Here is a 20,340-nt window from a genome sequence, read left to right on the forward strand (position 1 = left end):
TCAATTGCCCCCCTTTGGACTGAATGCTTCCTGGAGACCGTCTGCTACAAACAAGAAGGATAGCAATGTAATCGCAAAGATGCCTGCCGGAAAATACAGCAGCCACGGAAACCCGAGAATGTTCTCGCTCGCTTGGGCGATCATATTCCCGAACGATGGAATCGGCGGCTGAAGCCCCATGCCGAAAATACTCAAACCGGCGATCTGTACGAGATCGCCCGGAATGCCGAAGGCAAGGGCGACGCCCATGCTGCCGACCACATTAGGCAACATATAGCGTCTGGCTATATGCGCCTGGGATGCCCCCAATGCTCTGGCCGCTTCCACCATCTCGCTGTCCCGCATGCTAAGCACCAAACTGCGGATGAGTCTGGCATAACCCGCCCAGCCCGGTATTCCGATGGCGAGAATCAGCGACAAGTAACCGCGTCCGAGCATAATAACCAGAATCAAGGCGAACAGAAAACCGGGCAGCGTCATCATAAAATCTACGGCGCGCATAATGATGACGTCGGCGATCCCGCCGCGCAAGCCTGCCCACAGTCCCAATATAACGCCGATAATAAAACTGACCAGGGTCGCCCCTACAGCGATAATCAGCGCGCTTCGGATGCTGTACAGAATCTGGCTGAACATGTCGTGCCCCACATTATCCGTACCGAAAATATACTTCAATGACGGGGCTTGATTGATCGCCAGAAAATCGCCTGTACGGTAATCATACGGGGCCACCCAAGGCCCGATGATGCCGGCGAGGCAGAAGATGACGACCCATACCAGGCCAATCACGGCGAGGCGATGCTTTTTGAAGCGTTTCCAACCTTGATAAAACTCCGATCTACGGATATTCTTCTTCTTCAGGACAACGTCCGATTGAGTTTCGTAAGCGGTGCTAGTCAAAATTGCGCCCCCTCCTATGATCGTATAAATGCCATGTTGTTTATAGCTTGACCCGCGGATCAATCAAGGCATATATGATGTCAACCAATAAATTCATGATCATGATCATGGAACCCAGCAGGAAGACCGAGGTAATCGCCAGCGGGAAGTCGAAGCTGGTGAATGCCGTCTGCATGACCTGGCCGAGTCCCGGGATGGCAAAGATTTGTTCGACCCAGATCGTTCCCATGACGGTAAAAGCAAATTGCGGTCCGATGACGGTAATCATCGCAGTCAGTGAGTTCTTCACTCCATGCTTCATCACCATTGGCCAATATTTGACTCCTTTAGCCTTTGCCGTGCGGATATAATCGGACCTCAGGGTTTCGATCAGGCTGCCGCGCATATACCTGGCCACAACACCGACGTTCGCGGCGGATAAACAAATGATGGGCAATATCGCTTCCTGCCAGTCCCCCCAGCCGGTGACCGGCAATATTCCTTGAAAGACAACGCCGAATAACAAAACCAAAATAACCGCGAGTACGAACGCCGGGATCGCTTGCCCCGCAAGCGATACGGTGCTGACAAGATAGTCGATCCAGGTATTCCGTTTGAGCGCGGCGATAATGCCGAGCGGAACCCCGACAACCACCGCCAACAGCACGGAACCGAAGGCCAATATGACGCTGACCGGCAAAGTCCGTTGCAGCTGCGATGCTATCGTCAGGGACGGATTTTGCATCGAATTGCCGAAATCAAACGTCAGTTCATGCCAAATATATTTCACAATCTGTTGCCAGAGCGGTAAATTGAGGCCATAACGGCTTTGGAATTGCTCCATGACTTCCTGATAAAGCACGGGATTCTGCCCTTGCAGCGGTGCAAGCGCCGTGGCCATCGTGCTGGTATTCATGAATCCGCCCGGAGAAAAGTACATCATGATATAGCTGACCGTAATGACCAAAATTAAGGTAATAATGATTTGGACGATGCGCTTGGAAATGAATTTTAATATGGCCAATACCCGAGCCTCCTTTACCGTTTCGAGGGCACCGGAATGGGTGCCCTCAACCGGTAATTATTCAACTTCGTATGACTACTCTACATTCAGGAAATGAAGATTATAGAAGTTGCCCCATGCCCAAGGGTTCGATTGCACCCCGGTAATACCCGGTTTCACCAGGAAATATTGCACTTGATAGAACAGCGGGATGTCATAGGCGTCTTCCAACAGGGAATTGACAAGCTTGGCTGCAATCGGAGCAGCTTCCTCGGTGGTCAAGGCATTGACGAATTGCGCCTGCCACATTCTCTGATCGGTCAATCCTTCCGTTTCCGATGTAATCTTGTCGTAGTAAACCAGAACATCCAGTGCGTTTTGATTCAACTTGCCACCCGGCGCATTCGGCGCGACAAAAGTCCATGCCGTTACAAAAGCGCCGTGTTTCTCTTCATCGGTTTTGGCGTTTTTCCAAACGTCGACGATTTGTTCCCATTGCTCACCCACTGAAGCTACTCCGTCTTGCTTCAAATAAGGCTGCCATTCCGCGGGTTGTTCGGTAATCCATTTTTCATGGTAAGCAATGTTTTCCTTCGCCGCTTTTTCTAAAGCCGCCCAATCGCTCCATTCAATACCCACTTTCGGATCTTCCGGATCGCCGTATTGTTCGATGGCAGGCTTGTAATAGACATCTTTGCTCCAATCAACAAATTTCTGCGTTGATTCCAGCGGAGCATCCAGCGTTCCCAGAGAATAAAGCTGTTGGGTCGCCCCCATATCCAACGTTCCCGGTTCGCTCCAGTTCGTGGCGCCGGACGCCAGGATAAAGCCCGGCTTCGCATCGGCCTGCGGTCCGCTGTACTGGTAAGCGTTGAACTGAGCTTCATTCAACTGTACGATCTCCGTAGGGATTCCGAGATTTTGCTGCAGGATTTGGCCCAGTGCCAAGGCGATTTGTTCGCCCTGAGCGTCGATCTGTTTGACGCCGATATACAGCGTCAATGTCGGCAAGCCCTTGCCGCCTTCGTATCCGGCATCCTTCAATAATTGCTTGGCGCCTTCAATATCTTCGTCGATACCCTTCTCCAGCGATTCGGTCGGCCAACCCGGCGTAGCGAAAATATTCGTTGCGCCTCCCAGGCCGTTCAGCACCGAATCGACGATCGGAGCGCGCTGCACCGCTTTGGCGATGGCCTGGCGGACTTCTTTTTTATCATAAGGGGATTCCGTTGTCGGATTGCTCCACGCCAGATATTTGATGGCATAGTTCGGTGCGGAGTAGACCTGGGATTTCAAGTCGGTAGTCTTAACATACTGTAAATCCGAAGCGGTCTGAACGAGCACGACATCCGCCTGACCGGACATGTAGTCCTGAACCGGAACCGTGGTTGCCGGGAGCACATGAATCGTCTCGACATTTCCGCGGTTGAGCTGCCCAGCCACACCGACATAATTCGGATTGGCGACCATGACCAGTTCGCCGTTAGGTATAAACGATTTCACCATGTAAGGACCGTTGCCGACAAAATTTTCCGGCTCGAACCATTTGCCCGGATGCGCTTCGACATTCTTCTGGTTCATCGGCATCGACCCGGCGAGCACCAGACTGCCGAGCAGCGCGTGAGGCAGCGTGGTTTCGATTTCCAGCGTGTAGTCGTCGATAACCCTCACACCGACCTCTTCTTTGCTGACAGCCCCTGCATGATAGGCGTAACTGTTCTTCACGAAATTCAGTACGCTTAGCCAAAGTTGAGCGGTCGTGTTGGCCGGATCCATTTGGTACATGTAAGAATAATAGAAATCATGCGCCGTTACCGGATCGCCGTTGGACCATTTGGCATCTTTACGCAGTGTGAATGTCCAGGTCTTTTTGTCTTCGGAGACCGTATAGCCTGTCGCAATTTTCGGAACGATCTCATTGTCTTGATTGTAGCCGTAAAGCCCTTCAAGCAGAGTTCCTTGCCCCACCAGGATTTGCCCTTGCCATTGCGTCGGGTCCAAGGTCGGCATTTTCGGATTGAAAACGGTTACCGAACTGCCTGCCTTAATTTCCGGATCGGACGTATTAACATTCTTTGGCGACGTATTCGTTGTATTACTGGTTGTGTTCGCGGCGTTATTGCTCTTGTCGGCAGATTTCGCATCGTTGCCATTGGCGGTATTGGAGGAATTGTTGCTGCAAGCGGTCATGGATAACAGTGCGCAGGAAAGAATTAAAGCCAAAATTGCCTTCTTTTTTTTCATCCTCAAACGGTCCCCCCGTAATTTTGATCAATGAATCACCTAACAAGTTATTATTTTGTTATCTAACCCGTTATCGTCTAGGTAATCAAAATTATTCACCTCCATAGAAAGAAACCCCGGAAAACACAAGGCAAAAACCAAACAAATCCAACAGTTTCCGACAAAAGAAATTCATAGTAGTAATCGCTTTCATTTTAGAGTTTGAGTTAGGTTCTGTCAATAATTAAAATACCTTTTAGTATTTATGTTAGGTTTTAATTCATAATATCAACTAACATGTTATTTATGCGATACGGTATTATCCTGCTTAGAATAGTTTATTTAGCATAATCTTCATAAATTCCACGAACGGTTATTTAGTTTATGCGGCTATCGAAAATAACTCTACAATATTTCGGTCCGGATCTTCTCCGTTTATCGCAGCTTTTCGGGCTCCCCCACACCATCTGGGCTAATTGGGCATATGCTATCCTAACACTAAGTTGGAGGGATAAATTTGTATTCAAGCTATAGAGGAACAAAGCAGCATCTGGCTTGGCACGAAACCATGGAATTGCACGAGCTCGTCGCCTTTCAAGCCAATAACTTGATGGGGTTTAAGATGCAGCTGCCCGATGTGAAGGATCCGCAGCTCCATGCTTTATATGTGGAGACGATTCAAGGTCTGGAACAAAATTTAAAAGATCTTTTGCAGTTTTACCCGAGCGCGCCCCACCCGGCGAGAGGCGGTTCCAAAGGGGATATGACCGGATTTTATGCCGGGCATTTGCTCGGTTTTGCCAAAACGGCCGTCCGGAGCTACGCGATCGCGATTACGGAAACGTCGACTCCCCAGCTCAGGGACACCTTTCAAAAGCAGTTGAATAACGCCATCAAGCTGCACGCCAAAATATTCAACTTTATGCTTGAACGCGGATTGTACCCGTCCTATAACCTGGATAAACTGCTTGCGACCGACGTTCAAAATGCGAATATGGCATTGAATATGTAGATCGGTTTGTTCCCCTTATCTCAAAAAATGGCTGACTCGGAATCGAGCCGGCCATTTTTTTATCTACCGATGTAAGCGCTTATTAACATAAGAAGCTTGTGAATTTTGTGATGAAAGGCTTGCCAGAAGTTTCTCAAAAAAATGTTGCTCAAACTCCGAGATGTATTGAATGCCTACGCGGACGTTTTTAATCAGCCGCTTCGCTTCGGATAGGTTCGTTCCCGCCAACAGCCCCGCTTTCAGGAACATGTTCAACAGCGTGCGGGTTTTTTTTTCGATCTCTTCATATTGAAAGGATTGTTCATCTTCCGTGTAGCCCAGTTCACTCATATATTTCAGCCGGGAAACCATACAAGCTTTATGTTCCCATAGCGAATATAAAACTCTCCGGTCAAAGGCCAGACGGCGGGGCAATAAATTTTCCAAATAATTGTCAATAAAATGATACACACCCATACCATATGTATATTGGCGATCATTATTTTCATAATCGTTTTGAATTTGCGATGTATCCTCGGCATTTAAGTATTGGCGAAGCAAGGATTTGACGTTATCCAAATTGAACGGAGCGGACCAGTTCTTTTTATTGCGAAAACAGACGGTATGCTGCCCCCCGGCCGCATAGCCCTGCTCGAAAACATCGAAGGGCGCCTTATAAACGCCATATTGGCCGTATTTGTTGTAGCCTTGCGTATAAAAAACTTTTTCCGTTCGGTCGTACCCGTAAACAAGCACATCATGATCAAAATGCTCCTTCAGGTAATAGAACCGCTCAGGAATATAATATTCGTCCCAATTGGTCTTCACATAGAAACCGAGGTCGATGCATTGAATAACGAACTCAATCACCGAGTTTGAGAGGATTGAATAAAGGTCTTTGCTTATGGTATTCACCTCCAAATTCGGGTACTTGTAATAATTGGTGTGTCCGTAAAAGTTGAGCCGCAGCTCCCGGTTAGGAAAACCGTCCGTCCTGCAGCGGATCTGAATAAAGTTGCTGTAGAACCAGGGCATAAAATTTTCGTTCAGCAATGATACCGACAGAGGAAACGCAATATTTTGGTATCCCTTAACGATCGGTTCGGCATACGGCAGAATTTTTTGCAAAAGCTATACCTCCTTTTAGTTTCCATGTTATTCCTTGACAGGCGGTTAGACAACAATTTATAAAGCTCCCATAGGCGCAAGGCTTCCTTCTGTCAGCATCAAAAAAACGGCCGTTTAGCCGCTTTTTTGATGATTCAGTTAAACCCTCCGTTTACACGAATCGTTTGTCCCGTTATCCAGCGGGCTTTGTCGCTGACGAGCAGCTCAATTGCATTCGCGATATCTACCGGTTCGCCTAGCCGTCCAAACCCGTTCATTCGGCGGAATGAATCGACGAGTTCCTCCGATTTGCCGTTCAGGAACAGCTCGGTGGACACTTGCCCCGGCGCAATGCAATTGATGATGATGTCACGAGGCCCGAATTCCTTGGCCAATTGGCGGGTCAACTGCTCGACCGCACCTTTCGTCGCCCCGTAGACACTATACGTCGGGAGCATCGTGCCCGACACGGAGGTCGAGAAATTGATAATCGTACCGCCCTTTTCCATATGCCTCATCGCCTGTTGGCAGGCGAAATAGGTCCCTTTCACGTTGATTGCGAAATGCCGGTCAAACATTTCCTCTGTTACGTCCGCGATGGCCTTGTTTTCCATAATTCCGGCGTTATTGACCAGAATGTCCACGCGCCCGAATCGCTCGAGCGTCTTCGCAAACAATATCTCTAATTCGCTTAACTTGCTCACGTCGGCGCGGATCGCAGCCGCTTCACCGCCGGATTGCTCAATCGTCTTTACCACCTCGTCCGCTTTCTCTTGGCTCGCGGAATAATTGACGACCACCTTCGCTCCGGACTCCGCCAATTGGATGGCCGCTTGCCGTCCGATCCCCCGGGACGCCCCGGTTACGATCGCAACTTTGCCGTTCAAACTCATATACATTCTCTCCTTTATTTTGTTTTCGATAGATTTGTTACCCGCCGTTTTTTCGACCTTGCAAATTGATTATAGTAAATGTTCGTATAATTCCGTTATATCATAACTGTTCGATTCTTGCCTATTTCTCTTCCCTGCCGCTATTATTAGTAGTAAAACTACTTCCAATCCGGAAAGGAAACCGCAAAATATGGAGTCCAAGAATGAATTCCCGCGCATGGAGCAGGCTTTGCGTCAATTGGCAATCTTGATTCGCCGCCACGCCCCGTCGGACGGGACGCATCAAACGGCCATTCCTTCTTTGAAGCTGATGCAAGCCACACAGTTGGCAGAACCGCTGGAATCCGTTTATAAGCCATCCATTTGCGTAGTGGCGCAAGGAGCGAAAACGGCCACACTCGCCCGCGAGACCTACAGGTATGATCCTTCGAATTATCTGATCACTTCCGTCGAGTTGCCGATTATCGGCAAAATCGTCGAAGCATCGCCCGGGATCCCGTATCTAAGCTTAAAGCTGAGCTTCGACATCGACGTCATTCTGGACATCGCGAAAGAAATGAACCGCGACGTTCCCGTACAAGCGAATACCTGTCGCGGCATAACCAGAAATGAAATGTCTCCCGCATTGCTCGAAGCCACCGTCAGACTAATGGATTTACTCAACACACCTAAGGATATTCCGATTCTGGCCCCGCTGGTGACCCGCGAGATTCTGTATCGGGTGCTTCAAAGCGAGCAAGGCGCGGTCATCTCCCAATTCGCCGTCATCGGCAGCCAAGCGCACCATATCGCTCAAGCTATTCAGTTAATAAACCGGCATTTTGACCGCCCGCTCGTCATTGAGGAGCTGGCAAAGACCGCGAACATGAGCACATCGGCGTTTCATAAGCATTTCAAACGCGTCACGGCGCTCAGTCCGCTGCAATACCAAAAAACGGTTCGTTTGCAAGCAGCCCGTAGCTTAATATTGACAGAATCCATGCAAGCTTCCGATGCTGCTTACCGCGTAGGTTACGAGAGCCCCTCCCAATTCAGCCGGGAATATGCCCGGATGTACGGACGTCCGCCGATGCTGGATGTTCAGCAGCTTCGGGGTTCCATTGCCGGCTCCGGTGTACTACATGACTGATTTTGTTTAATGAGATAACAAAAAGCCGCGGCTATCGCGGCTTAGAGCTCCATATTTGAATAAATCAAGAAACTACATCGTTGGTGCTGCGGCAGTATCGAAATTTTTTGGCCGGACCCGTTTAAGTCCATGAATTAACGTATTGATTGCTAGAGCTACCACGGCAATAAGCACCAACCCGGTCATGTATTGCGAGGTATTGCCGCCGCCGAACAGCACATTATAATCCAGATGCACACTGTAAAACATAGGGGAAATATAGCTTATGACTTTGAAAAAGCCCGGCATCATTTCCTGCGGAATGGCTGGTCTGCTTGCGGATAATTCCTTTGACAAAATCACAGTACGCGATATTGTGCAAAAGGCAGGCATCAGCCGATCGACGTTCTACTTGCACTTTAAAGACAAATTGGACTTGCTGGAACAGTTGACAGAACAAATCACGATGCCTCATTTGCCGCATATGGCACTGTGGGTTGCATAGGACGCTGGTTGAATGAAGATTTAAAGGGTTCCTCCTCCGAACTGGCGCTGCGGCTGACGAGTGTGGCTCTGTTATCATTACCTCAGGTGCGTTATAAATCCAAAGAGAAGACGAAATAAACCGATGCATTGGCCGTTTGGATCATATTAGGTACAATGGGATTAAGTCAAAACAAATCAAGGTGGGTGATCACAATGTCCGTCTACGAATATGAAGTAAAAACGATCCGGGGAGAGAAGAAAACGTTGGCCGAGTATGCAGGTCAGGTACTGCTAATCGTGAATACCGCGACAAAATGCGGTTTTGCGCCGCAGTTTAGGAGCCTGCAGCAGCTGCATGACAAATACGGCCCGCAAGGCTTCGCGGTGCTTGGTTTCCCTTGCAGTCAGTTCGCAAACCAGGAGATGGAGGATAACCAAGCAATCGAACAGGCCTGTGAGCTCAACTTCGGCGTATCCTTTCCCCTGTTTGCCAGGATTGACGTAAAAGGCCCAGGGGCGCACCCGCTGTTCAATTATTTGAGCGACAATGCGCGCGGCGTGCTGGGATCGAAATCGGTCAAATGGAACTTCACGAAATTTCTCGTCAACCGGGAAGGTCATGTCGTAAAACGGTTTGCACCCAATGAGACGCCGGATAAGATTGTAAGCGACCTCGAACGATTGCTGGCCGAACCGAAGCCGGCGCAAGTTTAGTCGGCAGCGATCGTCATCCGAGCATGATATTGGCATTATAATAATATCCCGTTACCGGCATGTCCGTAACGGGATTTTTGCTATGCTCAGTTGAATGTGATCGTATACGACGACGAAAACGGTTAATTGCAAGTCCCGAAGTTAATAATGATTTTACAAACAAAATTTATAATGTCTTTAAGCTAGTACAATCAATTATCTCGAAAAGGAGCATGTTATGGGGATTCATACGTATTTTCAATCGCTAAACGATTTGGAGCGGATTATCCGCTGCCCCGGCAGATTCAAGTTTGAAGAACACAGCGTTTCCGCCCACTCCTGGAAGGTAGTTCAATACGCCAAAACCCTTGCCGATATCGAAGAAAGCCGTGGGGTAGCGATAGATTGGAAAAAGTGTAGTTTATCAAATATAGTGACAAAAACAGAGAAACCAAAAAACGACCCGGGAAAACGTGGGAAAACCCGATTCTACTAGGGATTTCACGGGACGAGAGGGTCAGAAAAAAATTCTCATTAAAATTGGCAAACTAGTTTCGAGTTCATGATTTTGAAAAAATGCCGCCGCCCTTCTTCCGAGTTGTTACAACTTCCGTTAGAAATTCGTTATTAGATCGTTAGAAGCTTGTTACTACAGGGTTTTCGAACTAATCACAATCAATAAACGTCGCCGTTTCTCACCCTTTTCGATTGTATCATGATCGATTCTAATGCGAAAAACCGGCACGTTTTTATTTTTAAATGCGAAAAGCCGCCTAATCCCTTGTGAGCAAAGGGCTGGCGGCTTTTTGAATGAGATTAAAATCAGATTTTTAATGCGAAAATGCGAAAAGCGAAAAAACGTTCGAAAAAATGAAGTTTAGAAATCTATACCCAAAGTTGAATTGTGATATAAAACTAAATCATTTTGAGAAAAAAATTAAGCAGTTTCACTTCTTGTGGTGGCCTCTTCGTCGTTCCCTCCATGCTGCAAGTTCATCGAACGTTTCTGCCCGGGGAGGCTTTCTTGATGCAGTCGAGCATACTTCCTTTCAATTATCTCTACCGCTTCCTGCTGGTTGACAACATCTAGCGCCCGTAGTTTCATGATCAAGTCATACTCTTCAGGGCTTATATCGAAGTTACTTCTCTTTTGTTCTACCTGTACAGGAATCGGCTTCTGACTGCTTTCCTTCCCCATTAATAGCCAGTCTGCCGATATGCTAAATTCCTGACAGATCGAGACAATCGTCTTTGCAGACGGATCATAACGATCATTCTCATAGCTACTTATACTACCTTTTTTCAAACCAATTTTCTCGGCCAACTCTTCCGACTTCAGCCCCTCGCGCTTTCTCAAATACTTGATGCGCTCTCCGATTGTTTCCATCTTCTAAACCTCCTTGTTTTGATTTCTGAACAAAAGTTAAGATTTCTATCCTTATCGGGTTGACATGTTTAGATATCTAAACTAGAATTAAAGTATGCTTTAGAACTACACCAATACAACAGATTTTAACACACATCACGAACCCGCAACAGACGTGCTAAAATAGCCGCCGCCTTGCACAGCAGCAGGCTGTATGCTCTTTGAAAAATGAATAGCAATACCGATTCAATCGATTTCGTGCAAGCAGGAGGTGAATCATTTTGATCAGAAAAAAGGACGGGCTCATCGAGGATGAACAGTTCACTTCCTTGTATAAACAAGGTTTCTCCTATATCGCGGAGTTCGTGGAACGGGTCGATACCTTTACGACCGAATCAGCGAATGTCTTGGTCGATACTTACCGGGAGGTGAATAATCAGCAGCTCCACATCATCCGCCAGGAACGAGAAGAACTAAAAAATGAAATCAAGCGTTTCCTGGTCCGTGCGAATAGTAAAATGGCCTACCTGGTTCAGCTTGAAGAACACTTGCTATGGATAGATGAAAGTTTCAAGGCAACCAGTAAGATGGCATTTGCCGAAGAAGCGGACGAGGGGGACGCCGAAAGGGGTGAACAGCATGAGGAAGAAACGCCAACTGACACCGATCGGCAAAGCAGTTAAGAAGCGCCTGATTGAAGTTGGGAAGACACACCGGCAACTCGCCGAAGAGATCGGTACGAGTGAACAATACCTCAATTCTATTTTATATGGCGCGCGTTCGGGTCGAAACTACCTCCCGAAAATCGCACGGATACTTGAACTCGACCTTGAAAATCTGCAAATGATTGCGTAAGGAGGTGATATATCAGATGGCGAAAGAGCCGATCGATGTTACGGCTGTTCAGACGGAGCGGGCGATGGGGATCGTAAAGGAGATTCTCGGAGGAGTAAACCTCCAATCCGAGTTCAATCAAATGATCTTTTCCCAGGCTCAGAAATCCGCGCTCGAATCTTATGCGGCATTTCTGGAGGAACAAGAAAAGGCGCTGAAGGAACAGCTTAATCAGGTTGTCGTGGAACTGAGCGCGAAGATCGCAGCGGTTCAGAACATGCTTCATACGGTTGGATATGAGATCGGAAGAGAGGAAGGCAACCAAAGAAAAATGAAGTTGCGAGGGACGCTCAATGAACAACAAGAGAGAGCATAAACTGACGGGCAAATGTGAATCCGGGAGCCCCTTTCGACAAAGCCGCTCCCGGAATCGTAACACCATCATCTATACTCTCTTTCTCAGTATAGACGATGCGAACTTGAAAATAAAGAAGGTGATTGCGTGAGCGTATGGCTGCCCATTAAAGATGTGGCCGAACTATACAATTTGACGGAAAGAGCCGTGCAGATACGGGCTCAAAAAGGTCAATTTCGCACCAGGGAAAAGACGAACCGCCTGAACCGGAAAATTTATCAGATCGACTTGACATCCCTTCCGGCGGACATGCAGCGGGAATATCTCCGCAAACACTGTAAAGAGGACCGGGCGGAACAGGCCGACATCGAGGACGAGAAAAAGCAGTACACCCTTGGCGAGCTTCAGCAAATCTACGGCCAGGAGAAAATGGAAAAGTATTTGCTGGACGCCTTTCGCCGGATCGACCTGATTGAACAAGTCAAGGCGCTGCCGCACGGGGCTAAGGTTTCCGCTATTCAAGCCTTGTGCGATGAGTACGGAGTAAGCCAACGATCCTTGTATCGCTGGATGGATGACTATGAACAGGGCGGGCTTTCCGCTTTACTTCGGAAGCCGCACGAAACCCGGGGCAGATCCCGGAAGCTAAGCCGGGAGGAAGCCCACTTCATTCGCGGTTTCTACATGCAGCCCTTTCAGCCAAAGGGCTCCATCGTATACGAACAATACCTGAAGAAGTGCGGGCAAGAAGGCTGGGAGCCGATCTCTCAGGCGACCATGTACCGCGAGATAGCCCGGATACCTAAACCGGAATTGTCGCTGGCGCGGGATGGCAAGAAGGCTTTCGAAGCGAAATATCTGCCGCAGGCGACGCGCGATCTAACCTTACTCAAGCCAAACGAGATATGGGTCGGAGACGGTCACACGATCGCGATCCTCGTCCCGCATCGGAACACGATCAAGCGTTTTACGTTGTCGGCCTGGATGGATATGCGGTCGAGAGCTTTCGTCGGCTGGTGTATCGGCCCCCACGGAAGCAGTCACATTGTCGGATTGGCCATACGGCATGCGATCCTTCCGAAGGAGGACTCCCCAATATGGGGGCTGCCGGGCTACGTGTACATGGATAACGGGAAGGAATACAAGAACAAGCACCTGAACGGCGGCAAGCGGACGCCACTACACGACTTTTCCCTGGAGCAGGAAGGCTTATTCAAATCCCTGGAGATCGGAACACGGTTCGCGCTTCCGTATAACGCCAAAGCCAAACCGATCGAACGGGCATTCCGGACATTCTCCGATCGGATGAGCCGTTACGTGCTTGGCTTTTGCGGAGAGTCACCAGCTGAACGGCCCCATGATCTGAACGAGAAGGAACTCTTTATATCAGGCTTGACCATCGACCAGGTTGCCACGCTGATCGAGGGGTACATGAAGAAGTACAACAATACCCCGCATGCTGGTCTGAACGGCATGACGCCGCTTGAGGTCTATCAATCCGAGGAGCGTTATCGTCTGGACATGCCGCAGGAAGAAGAACTGGATCTCCTCATGATGAAGTCGGACAAAGCCGCCGTTACCTCGGGCGGGGATATCAAGAAATTCGGCGTATTCTTCCACGACGACGCGCTGTACAATCTGCAAGGCGAATCGGTTACGGTTCGCTACGATCCGAACCGATTGGACGAGCTGTACGTGTACCACAACGGCAAACTGCATTGCAAAGCGCAGACCAAAGAAATGCTGTCCATGTTCGCGACCGAGGAACAACACAAGGAACTCCAGCGTAGAAAAGCGGCTGCTCGCAGATCCACGCAAGAGGCCCTGGACAGTTACGGCGTTACTGCGGCTGAAGCCCGGCGGATGGTCCTAGAGGATTACACCGACGACGAAGAGATCCTCGACATCGTTTGCGGGAAGAACACCCGGAAGAAACCGGCTGCCGCTTCGAATGTGGTGCGCCTCAATCGGACAAGCAAAATGGCAAACGACATGAAAAAGCTGGATGAAGAATCCGAAGGATCGACCTCCACCGAAGCCAGCAGTTTCTTCGGCAAGATCGGCGAGGCGTTCCTTCAAAACGTGAGATAACAAGGAGGAATTAACTATGGGAATGGCTCTTCTTGATATGAATAAAACCAAACGGATCGACACGCTTCAACAGTTTTTGACAGACCGCATCGATCGCCAGGGCGTAAAGCAGAAGGAAATCGCTGATGCCATCGGCAAGTCGCACACATATATCTGGAATTTCCGCAAAACCGGCCAGGCCTCTGAGGAGGTTCTGACCGCGCTGGAAAAGTACATGTATGACACGATCGGACCACAACCGGCGACCCTTGAAGTGGCCGCGACCAAAAGGGCCGATTTCGTCAAAACCAAAGACGCCAGTAACATCTTGGGCCTGTGCGTCGCGACCGAAACCATGAACGGTATCGGCGCGGTGCTGGGGAATGCAGGAACCGGCAAGACCCACGCTCTCAAGGAGTACGCATCCCGGAATGACAAAGCGGTGTTCATCCGGGCTAACGGGATGATGAGCCGGTCCGGGTTACTGAAAGCCATAGCCAAAGCTGTAGGAGCCACCCCTGCCGGGCGCGGCGAGGAAATGCTGGAGGATATCATCGAGACGTTGCGGGAAACCCCGCGCGTTCTGATCATCGACGAGATCGAGCAACTGATGCCTGCCAAGAACATTACCAAGATCGAGATCCTCCGAACGATCCACGACGAAACCAAAGACTACGGCAACAGCTTGATCATGGCCGGTCCGGTATGGGTGGAACAGAAACTCAAAAAGCGGACCATCGGCGAAAACTACGGGCAGATCGATTCTCGCATTGATTACCTGTACAAAACGGAAGGCCTGTCTCGCGATGAGATCCTCTCGATCCTCCAGGACTACGATATGAACGATGCGGCAAAATCGCAAATCGTCAGCCTGATCACCCGTACATCCAAGGGCGGCATTCGCTGGCTGTCCAAGCTGCTCCAGAAATGCCTGGACGATGCCAGCGTCGGCAGCGGCTTGATCACCGCCGAAACGGTGAAAAACGCCACGGCCATGATGATGCTGTAGGAGGTGCGGCCATGACTGCCTTTAAAAATCCAACTGAACCAATCGCTCGCCTTTTCGCACTCTTAGATCATGTTGCGCTGCCGGTCGATGTAAGACCGGCGGCGATTATATCCGGTCTCACGGATTATGAGGTCGAGATCGTTCTTTCCGGATCTCCGGACTATTTTGTCAACGATGGCCAGATTCGCGTCAGAGATCCCTTCGAGCAAAACGTGGAGGAAATGGAACGCCATCTTTGGGAAGTGATTACCGTGTTTGACGCCGACCAGCTGTACCGCGAGGAGCATTGCGCCTTTAGCTGCGCAGCTGGCCAGCCTATCCATACATTCATTGAAATTGAACAGGAGGAATTTGCATGGCAAGGGTAAAACTGCCGGATGCTCCGGCGCTCAAAAGTTGGGACGACGTGGATCTGACGTTGAAGGAAATCGGCGAGTGTCAGCTCGCCATCGAGAGTATCGAGGCGGACATGAACACGAAGATCTCCGACCTCAAGCTCGCCGCCGAGATGGAGGCGAAACCTCACAAGGAACGCATCAAGCTTTTGGAGCTACAGATGAAGGAGTATGTCGAGGCGAACCGCGACGACCTGGGCAATCGGAAAACGAAGGAAATCAACTTCGGTCGGACGGGCTATCGCAAGAGCACGAAGATTGGACTCCCACGCGCTGGCTCCAAGCTGGCGGAAGTGATCCGCAAGATCAAGGAGTTTGGGATGACCGACTGTATCATCCAACCGCCGGAGAAGATCGACAAGGACAACCTGAAGAAGTACCCGGAAAATGACATCCTGAAAGTCGGTGCGACGCTCACGGTCGAGGATACATTTTGGTACGAGGTAGACCGCGAGAAGCTGGCCGATCTGTGAGGTGCGGACATGGAGAAGATCACCTATCCGCAAATCAAGAAGATCTACGGCCTTGCCAAGCAGGCCAAATTGAATGATGAAGAACTGCATGACCTGGTCAAAGCTGTGACCAGGTCTACTAGCATTAAGGCGCTGAGCAAGCATCAGGCCATTAAAGTCATCGACCGTTTGGCTTCGCTTCTCAAAGGTCATCCACCGGCTCGCGCAACTCCGAACCAAATCTGGCAAATCAACAAACTGGCCGAAGAACTTGGCTGGAATAACGATCCCCGCAGGCTTCGGCATTTCCTTGAGAACCGGCTCCATGTCAGTCACCCGAGTTACCTCACGCCGGAAGCAGCCAGCAAGACGATCGAGGCGCTAAAGAACATGAAACGCCGTGCTCGCGAGAAAGGATCGTCGGTCAATGGCTAACCGTATCACTCTCACACCTTCGGACAGCCGGGAGCTGCGAGAGATCATTCGGCGCTTCAGTCGCAAGGATCTGCTCCAGACGGCCCGGGATTACGTGGGTTACGCAGAACTTGTCGGGGAGCCCTGCTCTTTTCTTCTCAATGAAATCGAAGACAAGACGGACGAGCAGCTGCGGCAGTTCATCTTTGAAAGAGATTGGCCAGGATACCGCTGGTCTACGAAAGGAGTTCGCGCTGATGGCAAACTTGCTGGATCGATACACCCTCGCGCAAAGGGAGGTCATTGAAGCATATTGGGAAACGATCCGCTTCACCCGTCGCTCCGGGAAAATCTCCGAGAACATCAAGCAACGCGAATATGAGTATTGGGACAAGTTCGAATCCGACGTCGTGATTTTGTCTCTGTCCACGCACATCGAAAAATATCCGACCCACCGGGAGGATTACACCCGGGGCATCATGCGGAACAAGCGGAACCAAAAAGGAGGCGCAGCTCATGAAGGCAATCGGCCAATACCTTCCCGACCTGCTGCAAAGGGTCGAGGCGCTGCGAGCCCAGGGCGCGACGCAGACGCCCAAGAAGCCTTCCGCCGAAGACTCTCCGGCCTTTGATTGCCCGCTCTGCCGGGACGAAGGCATCATCTTCTATCCGGAACGGAACCTCGCCGTAGAGTGCAAATGCCAGGAGCGAAAGCGGGTCCAGCGGATGCTCAAGTCCAGCAACATCAGCGAGGAATTTGTCCATAAGACATTCGACACATTCGACGTTCAAAGCGTGGACGTCCGGGTGGCCGAAGCGTACAAGCTAGTCAAGGAGTATTCGGATACACTGGTCGCTCGCGTAAAGAAAGGCCAAGGGCTGCAAGGGGTTCCCTGGCTGGGCATCTTGGGGAAGTCGGGATCAGGCAAGACCCATCTTTCAACGGCTGCCGTCGTCCCGCTCATCGAGCTCGGCGTTCAGCCGGTTTTCTTTAACTGGGTTTCCGGGTTCACGGAGTGGATGGCCTATTACAACATCCCGGATGAAGCTTACAAGGTGGACGAGATCCGCAAGCGGCTTTATAACTGTGAGATCCTGATCGTGGATGACGTTTGCAAGGAAAGCCAGAAGGACACCTGGGTCAAGGAGTTTTACGGCATTGTGGATTTTCGCTATCGCAAGGGGCTGCCGATCATCTACACCAGCGAATATTTCGAGGATCTGATCGGCTTCCTCTCGGAGGCCACCGCTGGCCGGTTATTCGAAAAATCACGGAGCGCCAAGACCGGGAAAAAGTATATTGGCCAGATGTTCCTTGGCGCTGAGGAAGATCCGCTGCTGCTGAATTATCGATTCAAAGATTTGGTTTGATTTCTCAAAAATGTTGGCAAAATCACATTTATATCCGAAGGGAGAGATTAGATTGACCACGGAATTTTTAGGCGTCGTTGAGTTAGGCGGATTGTATAAGGATGGAGACATCCAGAGAAGACCGGAAAAGCCTTGGAGAATCAAATATGAACCCGTTTCCGGTATTGGAGTTGGCGATATTCCCGACTTCACGACGTTGCCGGACATGACGAAATGGCTGATCGGGGATACGCCGGAGCGATCCTCGCGAAGACTTCGCTGGAACAAAATTAAAACTGGCGAGAAAACGCTGCTGATCAGCGACCGGGTTATCCTCGCAAGGGTCAGTTGGGACGACCTGAACAGTCAAGGTTGGGTTACAGGCAGGACGATTACCATCGACGGCCAGCAATACATTTGCAGACTGCTGACCGGAGGAAGCAATTTTCGAGACGATGATTTTTCCGCTGGCGGTAGTCCGGCTAACAACGAATGGGACCGGTTCATTACCCGCGAAGAAGCGGCTACTGGCCTTCCGATCCCTACCGCTTCGGAACTTGACACCGACCAGTTTTCGACGAATCAGCTAGGGGCGCATAACCAGGTATGGAACTGGTTCGGGATGTACTCTTGGGTACAGGAAGCTTATGTAGAAAACGCCTCTTACCGCGCGGTTCGCGGCTACTACTCGGCCCGCTACTGGAACGTCTACCCGTCGTCCAATCGCTACGGCTACGTGGGCTGGCGGCCCGCCCTTGAAGTGCTGAACACTGATCAACTGCCCCCTGAACATCCTTCCGAGGACAAGGCCGGAGGCCCTGGTATTCTGTATCAGGTTGGCGAGAAAGGCGATTCGTTGACGATCACGGACCGAACGGTCGAATCGATCCATTACGATCCGGCAGCTCGCCGCCTTGAAGTCAAGTTTACGTCGCCGGTAAACGTATGAAGAACGCTAAGAAAACGGAGAAGGCCGAGCCAATCACCTTGGCCTCACCCGTTGATCCCAATCGTTCGTTCGTGTTGTTTCCTAGCAGGCTGCTGACCGCCGGATCGGCAGCCGTTAGCCTGGAAAGCCTGCTCAAGCAGGTACGCAAGCAGCCAGCAGAGCGCAGGATCGAGGAAATCATTTATGACTCGGCGGCGTTAAGAATGGAGATTCATTATGAGAGGAGTCCTGAACGTGGGACAGAATGATAAAGTTCCAGGCAAGTTATCTCCAATCGAATATGAAATGATTATCGATCAAATGATTAGTGATTTTCCTTATATGGTGAGAATGTTCGCGGAACAAGCCAAACTTCTTAAAGCGAGATTCGACAGCCTTGCAGCTGCCGGTTTTGACGCTAAACAAGCACTTGAAATTATTAAGGCTCGTGGCCTTGAATGAAGGGAGAAAAAACTCATGACAACAAAAGGAATTGACTGCGCCGCCCCGATCACGACGGCGAATGCCAAAAAAATCGCGGCAGCCGGTTACACATTTGCCGCTCGGTATTTAGTGCCGCAGCGCCTAGGATGGAAACGCCTGAACCGTGCTGAAGCCGAGGCCATTACGGCCGCAGGAATGAAAGTGATTTCTGTCTTCGAGACTTCGGCTTCACGTCCGGCTGGAGGATCGGCGGCTGGCCAGGTAGATGGAGCTGAGGCCTTCAAGGAGGCGAAGCTAATCAAGCAGCCGGTCGGCAGCGTCATTTATTTTGCCGTGGACTATGACGCCCAGGCCAAGGACTTCGATAAAATCGAAGACTACCTCAAAGCGGCGGCAAGCCAGATCCCCGGGTACAAAGTTGGCGTCTATGGGTCTTATCGAGTCATAGAAGAAATGGCTCAGCGGAAAGCGGCATCGGCGTTCTGGCAAACCTATGCCTGGTCCGCTGGGAAAAAGAGCTCAAAGGCCAATGTCTATCAGCACAAAAACGGCCAATCTCTCGCGGGCATGACCGTCGATTTCAATGAATCTTACGGCGGCGAAGGCTGGTGGGATACCAACGAGGCGGACAAGCCCGTGACGCCTTCCATCCCTCCCGTGACTGAACACAAGGTTTCCGACGCCGATGCCGAGAAGATCATTCGTTTCCTTGGGGCCGGTTGGAATGTACCGCCTAAGGATATGGCCGGAGAGTTCCACCGTTTGGCGGACGAGCTGCGCCGGGGGATGAACATCAAACCGGACGATGCCGAGAAGATCATCGGATTTTTGGGAGCTGGTTGGTACGTTGTGCAAAGCTTTAAAGATGCGCGGGATGAGTTTAATCGCCTGGCCAATGAGGTCCGGCTGGCAGCTGGGCTGAAGGAGGAATGATTGCCAAATAAAAAGACCCTGCTATAATGGGAGGTGATAAATCCCGTGGAAGATTGGATTAAGGAATTGACGATCGACATGATCCCGGAACCTTACAGTTCCTACGCCAAGGCCATCGGCATCGAAAATCTGATTGAGCTCGTGAAGCTCTCCGGCGGCGATGAAATTTATCTTCCCACGCTTGATTTCTTCAGGCGTCCCATTCGCGATAAGCGTATTCGCGAGGAGTACACGGGATACAACGAGAAGAGCTTAGCCAGGAAATATGAGCTCAGCGAACGACGTATTCGGGAGATCGTTGAAGGCGAGAAACCACCCGCCATTATTGACGAAAATCAATTTTCCCTAATTGTGGAAAACGGGGCGTTTACGTGGGGAACCCCTTCTAAAAACGAATAGCGCTGCAA

General features: G+C 50.2%; 25 protein-coding genes and 1 pseudogene. 20 read left to right on the forward strand and 6 right to left on the reverse strand.

Annotation, left to right across the window (positions count from 1 at the left end):
• From V3851_RS07285 to V3851_RS07295, 3 genes are all read right to left on the reverse strand, one after another.
• Nucleotides 1-900: an ABC transporter permease gene (locus V3851_RS07285; RefSeq protein ID WP_331845863.1), complete on the reverse strand. Its 900-nt coding sequence runs from the start codon at nucleotides 898-900 to the stop codon at nucleotides 1-3.
• 40 nt (nucleotides 901-940) lie between these two features.
• Nucleotides 941-1,903 carry an ABC transporter permease gene (locus tag V3851_RS07290; RefSeq protein WP_331845864.1) on the reverse strand — a complete coding sequence of 321 codons (963 nt, stop codon included), beginning with the start codon at nucleotides 1,901-1,903 and terminating at the stop codon, nucleotides 941-943.
• Between the two features lie 75 nt (nucleotides 1,904-1,978).
• Entirely contained in the window at nucleotides 1,979-4,126 is a 2,148-nt protein-coding gene (locus V3851_RS07295) for a peptide ABC transporter substrate-binding protein (protein ID WP_331845865.1), read from the reverse strand.
• 547 nt (nucleotides 4,127-4,673) lie between these two features.
• On the opposite strand from V3851_RS07295, the gene V3851_RS07300 reads away from it, so the two are divergent.
• On the forward strand, nucleotides 4,674-5,117 hold the full coding sequence (locus V3851_RS07300) for a spore coat protein (protein ID WP_331846309.1): 444 nt from the start codon (nucleotides 4,674-4,676) through the stop codon (nucleotides 5,115-5,117).
• Between the two features lie 63 nt (nucleotides 5,118-5,180).
• Here V3851_RS07300 and V3851_RS07305 read toward each other — a convergent pair whose 3' ends face one another.
• Together V3851_RS07305 and V3851_RS07310 are read right to left on the reverse strand one after the other, a co-directional pair.
• The gene (locus V3851_RS07305) at nucleotides 5,181-6,224 is read right to left on the reverse strand and encodes a cysteine peptidase family C39 domain-containing protein (RefSeq protein ID WP_331845866.1); all 1,044 of its coding nucleotides are present in this window, start codon (nucleotides 6,222-6,224) and stop codon (nucleotides 5,181-5,183) included.
• Between the two features lie 134 nt (nucleotides 6,225-6,358).
• Entirely contained in the window at nucleotides 6,359-7,096 is a 738-nt protein-coding gene (locus V3851_RS07310; RefSeq protein WP_331845867.1) for an SDR family oxidoreductase, read from the reverse strand.
• A gap of 190 nt (nucleotides 7,097-7,286) precedes the next feature.
• On the opposite strand from V3851_RS07310, the gene V3851_RS07315 reads away from it, so the two are divergent.
• From V3851_RS07315 to V3851_RS07330, 4 genes and pseudogenes are all read left to right on the forward strand, one after another.
• The gene (locus tag V3851_RS07315; RefSeq protein WP_331845868.1) at nucleotides 7,287-8,225 is read left to right on the forward strand and encodes an AraC family transcriptional regulator; all 939 of its coding nucleotides are present in this window, start codon (nucleotides 7,287-7,289) and stop codon (nucleotides 8,223-8,225) included.
• A 265-nt stretch (nucleotides 8,226-8,490) separates the two neighbouring features.
• Entirely contained in the window at nucleotides 8,491-8,709 is a 219-nt protein-coding gene (locus tag V3851_RS07320) for a TetR/AcrR family transcriptional regulator (protein ID WP_331845869.1), read from the forward strand.
• A gap of 194 nt (nucleotides 8,710-8,903) precedes the next feature.
• The gene (locus V3851_RS07325; RefSeq protein WP_331845870.1) at nucleotides 8,904-9,404 is read left to right on the forward strand and encodes a glutathione peroxidase; all 501 of its coding nucleotides are present in this window, start codon (nucleotides 8,904-8,906) and stop codon (nucleotides 9,402-9,404) included.
• A 217-nt stretch (nucleotides 9,405-9,621) separates the two neighbouring features.
• Nucleotides 9,622-9,798: pseudogene (locus tag V3851_RS07330) on the forward strand (YfbR-like 5'-deoxynucleotidase); the annotation flags it as partial.
• A 522-nt stretch (nucleotides 9,799-10,320) separates the two neighbouring features.
• On the opposite strand, the gene V3851_RS07335 reads toward V3851_RS07330, so the two are convergent.
• Nucleotides 10,321-10,770, reverse strand: coding sequence for a helix-turn-helix domain-containing protein (locus V3851_RS07335; protein WP_331845871.1), 450 nt, complete (start codon nucleotides 10,768-10,770; stop codon nucleotides 10,321-10,323).
• Between the two features lie 260 nt (nucleotides 10,771-11,030).
• Here V3851_RS07335 and V3851_RS07340 point away from each other — a divergent pair, with 260 nt between their 5' ends.
• The 15 genes from V3851_RS07340 (at nucleotide 11,031) to V3851_RS07410 (ending at nucleotide 20,332) form a co-directional block, all read left to right on the forward strand.
• Nucleotides 11,031-11,432 (forward strand): hypothetical protein, encoded by a 402-nt coding sequence (locus V3851_RS07340; protein WP_331845872.1) that lies wholly within the window; start codon nucleotides 11,031-11,033, stop codon nucleotides 11,430-11,432.
• Nucleotides 11,389-11,604, forward strand: coding sequence for a helix-turn-helix domain-containing protein (locus tag V3851_RS07345; protein ID WP_331845873.1), 216 nt, complete (start codon nucleotides 11,389-11,391; stop codon nucleotides 11,602-11,604). The genes V3851_RS07340 and V3851_RS07345 overlap by 44 nt, the downstream gene beginning before the upstream one ends.
• A 16-nt stretch (nucleotides 11,605-11,620) precedes the next feature.
• Entirely contained in the window at nucleotides 11,621-11,959 is a 339-nt protein-coding gene (locus tag V3851_RS07350; protein WP_331845874.1) for a hypothetical protein, read from the forward strand.
• Between the two features lie 126 nt (nucleotides 11,960-12,085).
• A complete protein-coding gene (locus tag V3851_RS07355) occupies nucleotides 12,086-14,029 on the forward strand; it encodes a Mu transposase C-terminal domain-containing protein (RefSeq protein WP_331845875.1) in 1,944 nt (647 codons plus the stop codon).
• A gap of 16 nt (nucleotides 14,030-14,045) precedes the next feature.
• Nucleotides 14,046-15,017 (forward strand): ATP-binding protein, encoded by a 972-nt coding sequence (locus V3851_RS07360; RefSeq protein WP_331845876.1) that lies wholly within the window; start codon nucleotides 14,046-14,048, stop codon nucleotides 15,015-15,017.
• An 11-nt stretch (nucleotides 15,018-15,028) separates the two neighbouring features.
• Nucleotides 15,029-15,385 (forward strand): hypothetical protein, encoded by a 357-nt coding sequence (locus V3851_RS07365; RefSeq protein ID WP_331845877.1) that lies wholly within the window; start codon nucleotides 15,029-15,031, stop codon nucleotides 15,383-15,385.
• Nucleotides 15,373-15,885 carry a host-nuclease inhibitor Gam family protein gene (locus V3851_RS07370; protein ID WP_331845878.1) on the forward strand — a complete coding sequence of 171 codons (513 nt, stop codon included), beginning with the start codon at nucleotides 15,373-15,375 and terminating at the stop codon, nucleotides 15,883-15,885. Before V3851_RS07365 ends, V3851_RS07370 begins: the two co-directional genes overlap by 13 nt.
• A 9-nt stretch (nucleotides 15,886-15,894) precedes the next feature.
• Nucleotides 15,895-16,299 (forward strand): regulatory protein GemA, encoded by a 405-nt coding sequence (locus tag V3851_RS07375; protein ID WP_331845879.1) that lies wholly within the window; start codon nucleotides 15,895-15,897, stop codon nucleotides 16,297-16,299.
• 236 nt (nucleotides 16,300-16,535) lie between these two features.
• Nucleotides 16,536-16,910 carry a hypothetical protein gene (locus tag V3851_RS07380; RefSeq protein ID WP_331845880.1) on the forward strand — a complete coding sequence of 125 codons (375 nt, stop codon included), beginning with the start codon at nucleotides 16,536-16,538 and terminating at the stop codon, nucleotides 16,908-16,910.
• On the forward strand, nucleotides 16,795-17,649 hold the full coding sequence (locus V3851_RS07385; RefSeq protein ID WP_331845881.1) for an ATP-binding protein: 855 nt from the start codon (nucleotides 16,795-16,797) through the stop codon (nucleotides 17,647-17,649). The genes V3851_RS07380 and V3851_RS07385 overlap by 116 nt, the downstream gene beginning before the upstream one ends.
• 52 nt (nucleotides 17,650-17,701) lie before the next feature.
• The gene (locus V3851_RS07390) at nucleotides 17,702-18,577 is read left to right on the forward strand and encodes a hypothetical protein (protein ID WP_331845882.1); all 876 of its coding nucleotides are present in this window, start codon (nucleotides 17,702-17,704) and stop codon (nucleotides 18,575-18,577) included.
• Nucleotides 18,574-18,825, forward strand: coding sequence for a hypothetical protein (locus V3851_RS07395; RefSeq protein WP_331845883.1), 252 nt, complete (start codon nucleotides 18,574-18,576; stop codon nucleotides 18,823-18,825). Before V3851_RS07390 ends, V3851_RS07395 begins: the two co-directional genes overlap by 4 nt.
• Nucleotides 18,812-19,018 carry a hypothetical protein gene (locus V3851_RS07400; RefSeq protein WP_331845884.1) on the forward strand — a complete coding sequence of 69 codons (207 nt, stop codon included), beginning with the start codon at nucleotides 18,812-18,814 and terminating at the stop codon, nucleotides 19,016-19,018. The genes V3851_RS07395 and V3851_RS07400 overlap by 14 nt, the downstream gene beginning before the upstream one ends.
• Before the next feature lie 15 nt (nucleotides 19,019-19,033).
• Nucleotides 19,034-19,933, forward strand: a complete 900-nt coding sequence (locus tag V3851_RS07405) for a DUF1906 domain-containing protein (protein WP_331845885.1) — start codon at nucleotides 19,034-19,036, stop codon at nucleotides 19,931-19,933.
• A 45-nt stretch (nucleotides 19,934-19,978) separates the two neighbouring features.
• Nucleotides 19,979-20,332, forward strand: coding sequence for a Mor transcription activator family protein (locus V3851_RS07410; protein WP_331845886.1), 354 nt, complete (start codon nucleotides 19,979-19,981; stop codon nucleotides 20,330-20,332).
• The last annotated feature ends 8 nt before the right edge of the window (nucleotides 20,333-20,340 follow it).

Source organism: Paenibacillus haidiansis, from assembly GCF_036553665.1.
Taxonomy (GTDB): domain Bacteria; phylum Bacillota; class Bacilli; order Paenibacillales; family Paenibacillaceae; genus Fontibacillus; species Fontibacillus haidiansis.

What these genes read in the sequence shown, in the direction of transcription:
- V3851_RS07295 (WP_331845865.1), bottom strand. Translation starts at nt 4,126, where the DNA reads ATGAAAAAAAAGAAGGCAATTTTGGCTTTAATTCTTTCCTGCGCACTG.
- V3851_RS07345 (WP_331845873.1), top strand. Translation starts at nt 11,389, where the DNA reads ATGAGGAAGAAACGCCAACTGACACCGATCGGCAAAGCAGTTAAGAAG.
- V3851_RS07370 (WP_331845878.1), top strand. Translation starts at nt 15,373, where the DNA reads ATGGCAAGGGTAAAACTGCCGGATGCTCCGGCGCTCAAAAGTTGGGAC.
- V3851_RS07385 (WP_331845881.1), top strand. Translation starts at nt 16,795, where the DNA reads ATGAAGGCAATCGGCCAATACCTTCCCGACCTGCTGCAAAGGGTCGAG.
- V3851_RS07300 (WP_331846309.1), top strand. Translation starts at nt 4,674, where the DNA reads ATGGAATTGCACGAGCTCGTCGCCTTTCAAGCCAATAACTTGATGGGG.
- V3851_RS07325 (WP_331845870.1), top strand. Translation starts at nt 8,904, where the DNA reads ATGTCCGTCTACGAATATGAAGTAAAAACGATCCGGGGAGAGAAGAAA.
- V3851_RS07350 (WP_331845874.1), top strand. Translation starts at nt 11,621, where the DNA reads ATGGCGAAAGAGCCGATCGATGTTACGGCTGTTCAGACGGAGCGGGCG.
- V3851_RS07310 (WP_331845867.1), bottom strand. Translation starts at nt 7,096, where the DNA reads ATGAGTTTGAACGGCAAAGTTGCGATCGTAACCGGGGCGTCCCGGGGG.
- V3851_RS07405 (WP_331845885.1), top strand. Translation starts at nt 19,034, where the DNA reads ATGACAACAAAAGGAATTGACTGCGCCGCCCCGATCACGACGGCGAAT.
- V3851_RS07380 (WP_331845880.1), top strand. Translation starts at nt 16,536, where the DNA reads ATGGCAAACTTGCTGGATCGATACACCCTCGCGCAAAGGGAGGTCATT.
- V3851_RS07335 (WP_331845871.1), bottom strand. Translation starts at nt 10,770, where the DNA reads ATGGAAACAATCGGAGAGCGCATCAAGTATTTGAGAAAGCGCGAGGGG.
- V3851_RS07315 (WP_331845868.1), top strand. Translation starts at nt 7,287, where the DNA reads ATGGAGTCCAAGAATGAATTCCCGCGCATGGAGCAGGCTTTGCGTCAA.
- V3851_RS07395 (WP_331845883.1), top strand. Translation starts at nt 18,574, where the DNA reads ATGAAGAACGCTAAGAAAACGGAGAAGGCCGAGCCAATCACCTTGGCC.
- V3851_RS07375 (WP_331845879.1), top strand. Translation starts at nt 15,895, where the DNA reads ATGGAGAAGATCACCTATCCGCAAATCAAGAAGATCTACGGCCTTGCC.
- V3851_RS07320 (WP_331845869.1), top strand. Translation starts at nt 8,491, where the DNA reads ATGACTTTGAAAAAGCCCGGCATCATTTCCTGCGGAATGGCTGGTCTG.
- V3851_RS07360 (WP_331845876.1), top strand. Translation starts at nt 14,046, where the DNA reads ATGGGAATGGCTCTTCTTGATATGAATAAAACCAAACGGATCGACACG.
- V3851_RS07365 (WP_331845877.1), top strand. Translation starts at nt 15,029, where the DNA reads ATGACTGCCTTTAAAAATCCAACTGAACCAATCGCTCGCCTTTTCGCA.